The 12102-nt window shown below is 39.1% G+C and carries 13 protein-coding genes; 3 read left to right on the top strand and 10 right to left on the bottom strand.

Going from position 1 to position 12102, the window contains the following annotated elements:
* Positions 1–15 precede the first annotated feature (15 nt).
* On the bottom strand, positions 16–1083 hold the full coding sequence (gene fbaA / locus B3394_RS12350) for a class II fructose-bisphosphate aldolase (protein ID WP_177731995.1): 1068 nt from the start codon (positions 1081–1083) through the stop codon (positions 16–18).
* A gap of 47 nt (positions 1084–1130) precedes the next feature.
* Positions 1131–3689, bottom strand: coding sequence for a BamA/TamA family outer membrane protein (locus B3394_RS12345; RefSeq protein WP_286923864.1), 2559 nt, complete (start codon positions 3687–3689; stop codon positions 1131–1133).
* A 36-nt stretch (positions 3690–3725) separates the two neighbouring features.
* Here B3394_RS12345 and B3394_RS12340 point away from each other — a divergent pair, with 36 nt between their 5' ends.
* A complete protein-coding gene (locus tag B3394_RS12340) occupies positions 3726–4454 on the top strand; it encodes a TrmH family RNA methyltransferase (protein WP_286923863.1) in 729 nt (242 codons plus the stop codon).
* A 3-nt stretch (positions 4455–4457) separates the two neighbouring features.
* Here the strand turns inward: B3394_RS12340 and B3394_RS12335 are convergent, their stop codons facing one another.
* Both B3394_RS12335 and ubiE read right to left on the bottom strand, forming a co-directional pair.
* Entirely contained in the window at positions 4458–5159 is a 702-nt protein-coding gene (locus tag B3394_RS12335) for a porin family protein (protein WP_177732004.1), read from the bottom strand.
* A gap of 1 nt (position 5160) precedes the next feature.
* Complete coding sequence (ubiE, locus tag B3394_RS12330) at positions 5161–5892, bottom strand: bifunctional demethylmenaquinone methyltransferase/2-methoxy-6-polyprenyl-1,4-benzoquinol methylase UbiE (protein ID WP_177732007.1); 732 nt, start codon at positions 5890–5892, stop codon at positions 5161–5163.
* Between the two features lie 184 nt (positions 5893–6076).
* On the opposite strand from ubiE, the gene B3394_RS12325 reads away from it, so the two are divergent.
* Complete coding sequence (locus B3394_RS12325) at positions 6077–6391, top strand: hypothetical protein (protein WP_177732010.1); 315 nt, start codon at positions 6077–6079, stop codon at positions 6389–6391.
* Positions 6392–6473: 82 nt separating this feature from the next.
* Here the strand turns inward: B3394_RS12325 and B3394_RS12320 are convergent, their stop codons facing one another.
* The 6 genes from B3394_RS12320 to B3394_RS12295 form a co-directional block, all read right to left on the bottom strand.
* On the bottom strand, positions 6474–6959 hold the full coding sequence (locus B3394_RS12320) for a dihydrofolate reductase (protein WP_286923841.1): 486 nt from the start codon (positions 6957–6959) through the stop codon (positions 6474–6476).
* Positions 6956–7297: a 2TM domain-containing protein gene (locus B3394_RS12315; protein WP_177732016.1), complete on the bottom strand. Its 342-nt coding sequence runs from the start codon at positions 7295–7297 to the stop codon at positions 6956–6958. Before B3394_RS12315 ends, B3394_RS12320 begins: the two co-directional genes overlap by 4 nt.
* Before the next feature lie 45 nt (positions 7298–7342).
* Positions 7343–8167, bottom strand: a complete 825-nt coding sequence (locus B3394_RS12310) for a thymidylate synthase (RefSeq protein WP_286923840.1) — start codon at positions 8165–8167, stop codon at positions 7343–7345.
* 33 nt (positions 8168–8200) lie between these two features.
* Positions 8201–8827: a bifunctional nuclease family protein gene (locus B3394_RS12305; protein WP_177732020.1), complete on the bottom strand. Its 627-nt coding sequence runs from the start codon at positions 8825–8827 to the stop codon at positions 8201–8203.
* Positions 8828–9053: 226 nt separating this feature from the next.
* Positions 9054–10022, bottom strand: a complete 969-nt coding sequence (locus tag B3394_RS12300; protein WP_177732023.1) for an electron transfer flavoprotein subunit alpha/FixB family protein — start codon at positions 10020–10022, stop codon at positions 9054–9056.
* A gap of 34 nt (positions 10023–10056) precedes the next feature.
* Positions 10057–10803: an electron transfer flavoprotein subunit beta/FixA family protein gene (locus B3394_RS12295; protein ID WP_177732026.1), complete on the bottom strand. Its 747-nt coding sequence runs from the start codon at positions 10801–10803 to the stop codon at positions 10057–10059.
* 252 nt (positions 10804–11055) lie between these two features.
* Between B3394_RS12295 and B3394_RS12290 the strand changes: the two genes are divergently transcribed.
* Positions 11056–12057 (top strand): pyruvate dehydrogenase complex E1 component subunit beta, encoded by a 1002-nt coding sequence (locus B3394_RS12290; RefSeq protein WP_262888440.1) that lies wholly within the window; start codon positions 11056–11058, stop codon positions 12055–12057.
* The last annotated feature ends 45 nt before the right edge of the window (positions 12058–12102 follow it).

Here is a 12102-nt window from a genome sequence, read left to right as displayed (position 1 = left end):
GGTGTTTACTTTAAATTATAAAGTGTTAACGTTATTCAGGTCTTTAAACGCTTGCTCCAAGCGTGTGTTAAACGTAATTTCTCCTTCACGAACCCATTTTCTAGGGTCATAATGTTTTTTGTTAGGAACTTCTTCTCCTTCCGGATTCCCGATTTGAGTTCTTAAATAATCTATTTTTTCAATAACATAATCACGAACACCTTCTGTAAATGCAAACTGCAAATCGGTGTCGATATTCATTTTGATTACTCCATAGGTAATCGCTTCTCTGATTTCTTCTAATGTAGAACCGGAACCACCGTGGAAAACAAAGTCAACCGGATTATGGCCAGTGTTGAATTTTTGCTGAACATACTCCTGTGAATTTCTCAGGATTTTCGGGGTTAGTTTTACATTTCCGGGTTTGTAAACACCGTGAACGTTTCCAAATGCTGCAGCGATCGTGAAACGAGGGCTGATTTTCATCAGTTCTTCATAAGCAAAAGCTACTTCATCCGGCTGGGTGTATAATTTTGAACTGTCCACATCAGAATTGTCCACACCGTCTTCTTCACCGCCGGTAATACCCAATTCGATTTCCAGTGTCATTCCCATTTTGCTCATACGTTCTAAATAACGCTTAGAGATCTCAATGTTCTCTGCAATCGGCTCTTCGGAAAGATCGATCATGTGAGAGCTGAACAACGGTTTTCCGGTTTGTTTGAAATGCGTTTCACTGGCATCAAGCAGACCGTCAATCCATGGCAATAAATTTTTAGCACAATGGTCTGTATGTAAAATTACCGTAGCACCATAAGCTTCTGCCAGCGTGTGAATGTGTTTTGCTCCTGCAATTGCTCCTAATATAGCCGATTTCTGCCCTTCGTTAGAAAGTCCTTTTCCGGCATTAAAGGAAGCGCCTCCATTTGAAAACTGAATGATAACAGGTGCGTTTAATTTAGCAGCAGTTTCCATAACACCGTTGATAGTGCTTGATCCTGTTACGTTTACAGCTGGTAAGGCAAAGCCTTTTTCTTTTGCATAATTAAAAATCTCCTGAACCTGATCGCCTGTCGCTACTCCTGGTTTTATATTATGAGCCATTGTGTTGTTGTTTTAGTTTATTTCGACAAAAATAATAATTTCTAAAATTAGAACGGATAATTAATTCCAATATTTAAGACGGCACGGTTTGGAACGATATCTTTAAACCATCTTTCGCTCATTGCTTTGGCCGGATTGTAGGTTTTAAAGCCCACATCCAGACGGATTACAAAGAAGTTCAGGTCGTAACGGAAACCAATTCCGGTTCCTAATGCCATATCTTTTAACGATTTGAAGCCTTCAAATACACTTTCTTCATCGGTTACGTTGTCAAAAACGTTCCAGATATTACCGGCATCGGCAAAAAAGGCACCGTTTAATTTTCCGAAAATATTAAAACGGTATTCGGCACTCAAAGCGATTTTAAAGTTAGCCTCATTGAAATCGTTTAATCCGCCGCTGCGCCCCGGGCCTAAGCTGTAGGACTGCCACGCTCTGTTGTCGTTCGAACCTCCGGCAAAATAACTTCGGGAGAACGGAATGGAGTTGGAGTTGCCATACGGAATGGCTAATCCCACAAAACTTCTTGCGGCAAGAACCTGCTTGCTGCCAAAATCCCAGTTTTTGATAAAGTCTAATTCCCCTTTGATGTATTGTGAATATTCTACGTTAAAAAATTTCTTTCGGCCGTTAATGTCCGGTTCCTGGTTTTGTATTTTGGAAAACAGGCTTAAAGCATTTCCGGCAGATTCTAATTTCGTTTTAAACGTAAAAAAGTCATTGTCCGTAATGTTTGTTCTGCTCGATTTGGTATAGGTAATGTTGGACGCAAGTATCAGGTTGTTTTCGGTCAGACGCAAACGGCGTTCTTCAATACTGCGCACCACGAAATAATCATTGTCGTTTTGGGTCAATACCGTTTGCCCGTTTAGGACATCATTGATAAAACCAGCAGTTCCGCCTCCGGCTATGGTCAGGTTACCTTCGTTGTCCAGATAGCTGCCATCGTTGTTGTAAACGTGTGCCAGATCGTTCAGTCGGTTATAGGATGAACGGTAAACGCTGAAATAATTCCCCGGGTTTACGTTTCTCACATATTGCAGGTTTACCAGGTCAAAACGGATATTGGTATTTCTTTTCGGATTCCAGGTATAGTTGAATATTCCGGTAAAGTTCTCTTTGTCCAGTCCGATGTTTTGCTGACGCGACATACCAAAACTGATCTGTGTGGTCGGAAGCGTATTTTTTGGGATGATCTTTTCGGTGTTTAAAGGGAAAAAGATCCTTGGGAAGGATAGTTTTACATCGGCTCCGTATTCGGAAATATTGAAAAATACATTGTTCGGATTCGCAAGGTCGCGGGAGGAACCAATATTCCCTCTCAGGGCAATTTCCAGAATTTCGGCACCACGGAAAATGTTACGTATCGAAAGGGAAGTGCTACCCAGTATACCAAAATCCTGAATGTTGGAATGCATGAAATCCGCAGTAGCATTAAAGTTGAATTTCTTTCTTGGCGACAAAACGATATTGGCAATCAGCGACGTTCCGGTAGTATCGGTTTTGTCTTCTTCATACTCAATGTTCGGATAGTTGAAAACACGCAGATTACTCAGGGAACGGGATGTTAACTGTCTTCTGAAATCGCTGAATTTACTTCCTTTGGTGATGAAAATAGCATCGGTAATTGCTTTCGGGCGGTAATTCAGCTTGTCGGAACTGTATATGTTAAAGTTGTTGTATGTAATACTGTCGGCAACTTTTTCTTTGCTTTTATTGTTGCTGTTCCCGGTAAAGATATTTACCTGGCTGATGGTGTATAGTTTAAAAGGAACTTTAATTAATGAATCTCCTTTTTTTATCGTCTGGTTGTCAATAAGGAAATCCACATTTGCCTTATGTCCGGTCGCCACGGTATCCACATCATATTCGATGTTGGTTTCCTGGAAATAGTAAGCACCGTTATTTCTGAAATTGGTGGCAATACGTTTTCGCTCGTCAATAAAATTCTGGGAATTGTATTGTTTTCCTTTAACAATCAGGGACTGATCCTTGATTTTGTGAAACAACGAATCCAAAGCCGGTGTTTTAATAGATGTGGTGATACTGTCAATAATGTAGGGAGCACCCAGCTTAATGTTGTAGGCTATTTTTCCGCGTTTGTTTTCCAGCGAATCGATCTTATAGCTCACTTTACTGTTAAAATAACCGCTGTTGAAATAGTAGGATAAAAGGCGGTTTCGGGATTTTTGCGATTTTGTTTCGTCAATAATCACCGGTGGTTCTCCTGTTTTTTTAAGGAAGGTGCTGGCACCGGAAACAAAAAAAGACTGTCCTAGTCGCTGCACTTGTTTTTCAGACAATAGATCTTTTAAAAACTGGTGGCGTTTCGGTTTTTTTTGCAGCCATAACTGATAGTCGGCTTCGGGGCTTTTTCGGGCTAAATTGTACATTTGAAGTCTAAGACGGTAGCCCAGGATCGAACTGTTGGGTTTCTGGTAAAGCTGATTGAGGATTGCCTCGCTTTTTTCCTTTTTCCCGTCTACATTTACAGTATTCTCAATTAAAAGATACTGACCCTCGGGTACTCTTTTTACAAGAGAACAAGAGTATAAAATTGCACCTAATACAAGAAATAGTGCTATTTTTGATAAATTATTTTTCAAATCGTTTACAATAGTAAGTCAAAAATACATTTTTTTATGGTTAGTAAAAACCAAATCAAACTAATAACGAGTTTACAGCAAAAAAAATATAGGAAACAGCATAAAATGTTCTTTGCCGAAGGTATAAAGGTAATTCAAGAATTGCTGAATTCCAATTTTGAATTGTATCATTTGTTTACGGTTGAAGATCTTTTTCCGGATGTTCCGGAGCGTAAAATCACGTTTATTTCGGAAGCCGAATTAAAAAAAATAAGCGCTTTAACAACGCCCAATAGCTGCCTGGCATTATTCCTGATTCCGGATGAAAAACCGGTAGCGGAAGACGGACTGATCATTGCTTTGGATGCCATTCGCGATCCGGGAAACCTGGGTACGATTTTAAGGCTGAGCGATTGGTTTGGCGTTCAGCATGTGGTGTGTTCGAACGAAACCGTTGATATTTATAATCCCAAAGTAATTCAGGCTACTATGGGGTCTATTACCCGGGTAAATGTGGTGTATACTGATCTGGAAGCTTTTCTGGAAAAAACAAACCTTCCTGTTTTCGGAACCTTTATGGACGGTGCCAATATCTACAAACAAAGCCTTCCCGAAAAAGGGATCGTGGTAATGGGGAATGAGGCCAATGGTATTTCGGCTGTCATTGAAAAATTGGCGGCAAACAGGCTTTCTATTCCGCGTTTTGGCGACCTGCAGCAAACGGAAAGTTTAAATGTTGCCACTGCCACCGCTATTATTTTAAGCGAATTTAAAAGAGGACTTTAAATTTTAATGGAACGTAAAGTTGATGAAGATACCACGTGTTTTCATGGATGCTACATTTCCGGTCCATGGACTGTCCGGATTGTTGTCGCGGATTATCTCGTCATTGATTCCGAATACACCGCGGATGGACGGTGAAAATTTAAAATATTCCAGATAGAAATCAACACCCAAACCCAATTCATAATTAGTGGACCAGCGGGTCATTCTAAAACGATAAGCATAGTTGTCATCGGTTGCGTCGTGGTTACTGCCCAAATTCAGTGATTTGGAAAGACCGCCCACGACATAAGGACGAACGTTTCCAAAACGCTGTGAAGAGAATTTTAGTAATAACGGGAAATGGATATAGGTTGATTTTACTTCACGCAGCTGCTCAACCGGACGGGTAAGGCTGGGATCGTGGAAGGTTAAATCACGTTGCGTATAATATAATCCCGGTTCAAATCGAAGATCCAGATATTCCATAAGACGTAGGTTTCCAACCAATCCAACGTTAAAACCGGTAGTGCTTTTTACTTCAATATCGGTGCCTGGTTTGATATAGTCAAACTTAAAGTCATAACTGCTGAATCCTAAGAAATAGCCCCAGTGAACCCTTTGTTTGTCAAAGTTTTCCAGGTTGATAACAGGGTTTTTACTAAACATTGACTGCGCAAAGCCGTTTAGTGAAAGGATTAGCATGGAAATTAGGAGTAGTCTCTTCATATTATTTTTTTGACGCTGAGTAAATGGTTGCTGCTCCGAAAGTTTGCGGCGCATGTTTCACATCTATAAACCCAACTTTTCTCAAAATATTGTTTAACGCTTCACCATGAGGGAAAACTGAAGCCGATTCTGAAAGATAAGAATAGGCAACTTTGTCTTTAGAAAAGAGCTTTCCGATTAGGGGAAGTATGTTTTTTGTATAGAAATAATAGCCTTGTTTAAAAGGGAATTTTGTTGGAACGGAAGTTTCCAGTATCACGAAAACACCGTTTGGTTTCAGTACTCTCAGTATCTCGGATAATCCTTTTTCCAGGTTTTCAAAATTACGAACCCCGAAAGCCACGGTAATCGCATCAAAATAATTGTCTTCATAAGGAATGTTTTCCGAATCGCCCAAAACCATTTCGATTCTGTCTGACAGGTTTCTTTCGGCAATTTTTTTCTTCCCGATTTCAAGCATTCCCGAAGAAATATCCAAACCGATAATTTTTGATGCTGAAGTTTTTGTCATCAGTATTGCCAGGTCGCCGGTTCCGGTAGCAATATCCAAAACCGCCTGTGGTTTTTTATCGGAAACAATTTTTAAAACTTTGTTACGCCATTTGATATCAATTCCAAAAGAGATGACACGATTCAAATCGTCATACTTACCGGAAATGGTATCAAACATTTGGGTTACTTGTTCTTTTTTTCCTAATTCGGAATCTTTATAAGGCGTTATGTTTTTTGACATTCTAAAAGAAAATTTGAGACAAAGATAATAGAAAGTAAAGGATATAAAAAGAACTCATTTTGTTATTCCTGAATAATTAGTTAGTTGGGCCTCACTAAATTTAGTGAGATGAAAAATACAAGGATTTGGCGATTGTTTGGTGTTGTATTAATGTGGAATTTTACATCATACAAATTAATGAGCTATGTTATCAAAATTATTTTTATCTGAATTAAAATGGATGCTATTGGTACTGGTTGTTACATTGGTTCTGGTAGAAAGTATCAACAGCGGGGTTTTTAATCCTGCTGAATATGGGGTACCGCAAACGTTCTTTGGGTTAAATTTGTTTTTGGAAATTTTAGTTTTTTTTGTCTTTAGTACTTTTGTGGTATTTGGTATTAAAGGCTTTTTTGAGATGTATTCTCAGCGATTTGCCAATGTTATTATCTTCATTTCCGGAGTATTGTTAACAGTGGCAATTTTTATTTTATGTTATCAGGTACTTTCACTTGAATAAATTCAAAATGAAATTTGATATGCTTATTAGCTTATTTGTAATAAACTATCCCGGTAAGATGTTATCGGGATTTTTTATGCGGTTATTTTTTTAAATACGTCAGGAAGCTAAAATCAAAAGCGTGCTTTTCATCTTTCGAATGGAATTCTTCAAATACTAATTGCCACTCGTTCGGGTCTATTTCCGGGAAAAAAGCATCGGCTTCCGGTGAGGTGAACACTTTGGTCAGTTCAATTTTGTCGGCTATGGCAATGGCCTGTTTGTAAATTTCGCCGCCGCCAATTATAAATACATCTTCCTGTTCCGGACAGGCTTCTATCGCGGCATTAAGAGTGTTAACAACAATGCAGCCTTCCGGGGTTTGGTAATCGCTCTGGCGGGATATGATCACATGGGTACGGTTGGGAAGCAGCTTTGGCAGGCTTTCAAACGTTTTGCGTCCCATAATGATATAATGTCCGGTGGTAAGTTGGCGGAAACGTTTAAAATCGTCCGGCAGGTGCCAGATCATCTGATTGTCTTTTCCTAAAGCATTGTTTTCTGCTACAGCAGCGATTAAAGTGATCATTTTGCAGGGGACTCGTTGTTTTTGTTGAGGTCTTTTTCCAGTTGCTCTATTTTGCGTTCCTGTTTGAGCATCAGCTTGTCAATTTGAGCACGTTCCCATTTTTTATTCATAAAACTGTCTGTTATAAAAACACGAATAAAGTGCAATACAAATAAGAAAGCCCAAATGGTAATAACCCACAGGTACCAGTCTATTTCCGGTTTAACATTTAGTAATTTATTGGCTACAATACAGAAGATGCTTCCCAGAAAAAACAGGATAAAATGAAAGTACAAGCGTTTTTTTTGTTTCAAACGCTGTCTGGCATATTCATACAGTTCGTGTTGATTTATTTCCATACTTAAAGTTTTACGGAAATAAAGATAAGTAATTTCTTTTAAAAATTATATAGCAACAGCGCCTTTAATGTGCGGATGCGGGTCATAATCTTCCAGCGTGAAATCCTCAAATTTAAAATCGAAGATGTTTTTTATTTCCGGATTCAGGATCATTCTCGGAAGTTTTCGCGGCTCGCGGGTGAGCTGTAATTCCAATTGTTCGAAATGGTTGTTGTAAATATGGACGTCACCGAAAGTATGGATGAATTCACCGGCTTCCAAATTACAAACCTGTGCAACCATCATGGTAAACAGCGCATAGGAAGCAATGTTAAACGGTACTCCTAAAAATACATCGGCACTTCTCTGGTATAACTGGCAGGATAACTTGCCATCGGCAACATAAAACTGGAAAAAGGCATGGCAGGGTGGCAGTGCCGCCTTATTCTTGGCAACATTCTCTGCAAACGATTTTGACGTATCAGGCAATACACTCGGATTCCAGGCCGAAACCAGCATTCTTCTGCTGTTCGGATTGTTTTTCAGGGTGTCGATCAGTTCCGTGATCTGGTCGATTTCCTCGCTGTTCCAGTTGCGCCACTGATGCCCGTATATAGGGCCCAGATTGCCGTTTTCGTCTGCCCATTCATCCCATATCTTAACCCCGTTTTCTTTAAGGTAACCAATATTGGTATCCCCGTTTAAAAACCATAGCAGCTCATGAATGATCGATTTCAGATGCAGTTTTTTAGTCGTTACCATAGGAAAGCCCTCGCTTAAATCGAAGCGCATCTGGTAGCCGAAAACACTCTTGGTTCCGGTTCCGGTTCGGTCTCCTTTTTGATTTCCGTTTTCTAAAACGTGCTTTACTAAATCTAAATACTGTTTCATGGGTGCTGATTGGGTGTGTCGGTAATGGGTTATTTAGGATTCTTTTTTAGAAATCTCATCTCTGATTTTTGCCGCCTTTTCATAGTCTTCATTCTGAACGGCACTTTCCAATAAATCGTATAATTCCGAAAGACTGTACTGAGCGTAGGCTTCTCCGGTTACAGCTTCATCCTCGGTTAATCCGAAAGTTTCCGGACTGCTCAGCGGATCATCGTTTTCGTCTTTTTTTCCTTCTTCAATAGGATTCACTTTTAAATATATACCGGCTTTGTCCAGTATGTTTTTATAGGTGAATATAGGAGCGTTAAAACGCAATGCCAAAGCAATAGCATCGGAAGTACGGGCGTCGATAATTTCCTCAATACGATCTCTTTCGCAGATAATGCTTGAAAAGAAAACACCGTCAACCAGCTTGTGGATAATGACCTGTTTTACCACGATGTCAAACCGGTCGGCAAAATTTTTAAACAAATCATGGGTAAGCGGTCTGGGTGGTTTGATCTCTTTCTCTAAAGCAATGGCTATGGATTGTGCTTCAAAAGCGCCTATTACTATTGGTAATTTTCGTTCGCCATCAACTTCGTTCAAAATCAGGGCGTAAGCGCCATTTTGCGTTTGACTGTAAGAAATTCCTTTTATCGTTAATTTTACTAAACTCATTTGAGGGTTGCTACATTATTGCTTTAACGAACTGTTTAAAGTCCTTTTTTGTTTTATCTTTCTGCGGGCATATCATTTGCAACCGAAAACGGTGCGGTTATTACCGGAAAAAGGTTTGCAAAGAAAGCCTAAAATTTTCGCTTTTAAAAATAAAAAAAACGGGCTTACTAACAAAGATACTAAATCTTTAAATTAGAAAGCCCGTTTAATATATTTGTGTTAAAAATTATGAGTTGTGTGCTTTGAACTCTTTTAATTTTTCAACTAATTTCGGTACTACTTCGAATGCATCTCCTACGATACCGTAGTCGGCCACTTTAAAGAAAGGTGCGTCTGCATCCGGATTGATGACTACTTTTACTTTAGAAGAGTTGATTCCCGCAATGTGCTGGATCGCTCCCGAAATACCAATAGCAATATAAAGGTTGGCAGCAACCGGTTTTCCGGTTTGTCCAACGTGCTCACTGTGAGGTCTCCATCCTAAATCGGAAACTGGTTTTGAACAAGCCGTAGCGGCTCCTAAAACCGCTGCAAGATCTTCTATCATTCCCCAGTTTTCAGGACCTTTTAATCCACGACCTGCAGAAACAACGATCTCAGCATCTGCAATCGTTACTTTTCCGGTTACTTTTTCAACGCTTTCCATTTTTACAGAGAAATCAGCATCGTTTAAGCTTGGTGTGAAATCCTCTTCCGTTAATGAAGAAGCCGATTCGATCAAACCGAATGAGTTTTTAGCCAGACCAACCACTTTTACATCGGTAGTGATTTCAGTAATGTTGAAAGCTTTGTTAGAGAAAGCATTTCTTTTTACGGTAAACGGAGCTGTGCTTTCCGGTAAAGCCACCACATTGGAAGCATACCCTGCATTCAAGCCAACGGCAACAAGAGGTGCTAAGTATAAACTGTCTGTAGTTGAGGATAATACCACTACTTTAGTACCTTCTTTCTGAGCAGCCTGTTTGATAACATCAGCATAAGCTTTTGCGTTGAAAGAAGCCAGTTTGTCGTTTGCTACTTTTAAAACTTTGTCTACTCCATATTTTGATAAAGCAGAAACATCAGCAGCATTTACTGTAACAGCTGTTACTGTTGTTCCCATTTTTTCTGCAACTTTCTTAGCATAAGAAGCTAACTCGAAAGCTACTTTTTTAAATTTTCCTTCTGCTGATTCAGCATATATTAAAATTGACATGATCTTCTTTGTTTAATGTTTAATGAATGAAAAATTAGATAACTTTTGCTTCGTTATGTAAAAGGTTGATTAGTTCGTCGATGTTGTCCGGACTTACTAATTTTACTGCCGATTTAGCAGCAGGTTTTTCAAACTTAACAGCTTTTGTAGTGTTTTCTGCTCCAACCGGCTCAAGAATTGTAAGCGCTTTGGTTCTTGCAGTCATAATTCCTCTCATGTTCGGAATTCTTAAATCTTTCTCTTCAACGATACCTTTTTGTCCGCCTACTACTAACGGTAAGTTAGCGCTAAGGGTTTCTTTTCCACCGTCAATTTCTCTGACTGCTTTTACGCTGGTTCCGTTTACTTCAATACCAATACAGGAATTGATGAAGTCTGAACCAATTAAAGCAGCTAACATTCCCGGAACCATTCCGCCGTTATAGTCTAATGATTCTTTTCCGGCAATTACCAAATCATATCCTCCGTTTTTAACCACTTCGGCCAATTGTTTTGCTACGAAAAAACCATCGGTTGGTACTGCATTCACACGAATTGCTTCGTCAGCACCAATTGCTAAAGCTTTTCTTAAAGTTGCCTCTGCATCCGGTCCGCCTACGTTTACCACCGTTACATTTGCTCCTTGTTGTTCTTTAAACCAAATCGCTCTGGTTAAACCAAATTCGTCATTCGGATTTATTACGAATTGAACACCGTTAGTGTCAAATTCTGAATCGCCATTAACAAAGTTAATTTTTGAAGTAGTATCAGGCACATGACTGATGCAAACTAATATTTTCATTTTATTAAAGTTAAAGTTGATTATTTTTCGAGCAACGAAAGTAATGATTTTATTTCAATAAAAAACTATGCACGCATAATAAATGTCTTTTTTGTAATGAAAATGAGAATAAATTCTTAATAATTTTAAAAAATAATTGAAAATAAATGCTTTTTTGCGAAATCGGGACTTTTTTATGCTAACCAAAGAGAATGTTATAATTAAAAGAATGTTGAGGTTAAGTGATTTAAAATTTTTATTTTTGCGAATCAAATAAATAAGGATAAACGAAAATACATGAGAACGATACAGTTTAGAGAAGCGGTTTGCGAAGCTATGAGCGAAGAAATGCGTCGCGATGAATCGATATATTTAATGGGTGAAGAAGTAGCAGAATATAACGGAGCTTACAAAGCTTCCAAAGGTATGCTGGATGAATTCGGTCCGAAAAGAGTTATTGATACACCGATTGCAGAACTTGGTTTTGCCGGTATTGCAGTAGGATCTGCAATGAACGGAAACAGACCGATTGTGGAGTTTATGACTTTTAACTTTTCATTGGTTGGTATTGATCAGATCATTAACAATGCAGCAAAAATGCGTCAGATGTCTGCCGGACAATTCTCAATGCCAATTGTATTTAGAGGGCCAACAGCTTCTGCCGGACAATTAGCAGCAACACACTCTCAGGCTTTTGAAAACTGGTTTGCTAACACACCGGGATTAAAAGTAGTGGTTCCGTCAAATCCTTATGATGCAAAAGGATTATTAAAATCGGCTATCCGTGATAACGATCCGGTAATCTTCATGGAATCCGAACAGATGTATGGTGATAAAGGAGAAGTTCCGGACGGAGAATATACCATTCCGTTAGGTGTTGCCGAAATCAAAAGAGAAGGAACAGATGTAACCATCGTTTCTTTCGGGAAAATTATCAAAGAAGCGTATATCGCTGCCGATGAACTGGCAAAAGAAGGTATTTCCTGCGAGATAATCGATTTAAGAACAGTTCGTCCGATGGACCAGGAAGCTATCCTGAAATCGGTTAAAAAAACAAACCGTCTGGTAGTGTTGGAAGAAGCATGGCCTTTTGGAAGTGTGGCTTCAGAAATTACATACATGGTTCAGGAAAGAGCTTTTGATTATTTAGATGCACCTATCCAGAGAATCACTACTGCCGATACACCGGCACCGTATTCGCCGGTTCTTTTAAAAGAATGGTTGCCAAATGCAGGTGATGTTGTAAAAGCTGTGAAGAAAGTTACTTATAAATAAGAAAATATCATTTATATTTGGAGCTTCATCTGTGTCATGCAGATG

This window comes from Flavobacterium sp. UBA4197 (assembly GCF_002379575.1).
Taxonomy (GTDB): Bacteria; Bacteroidota; Bacteroidia; order Flavobacteriales; family Flavobacteriaceae; genus Flavobacterium; species Flavobacterium inviolabile.
This window is presented reverse-complemented; position numbering and strand designations above follow the sequence as displayed.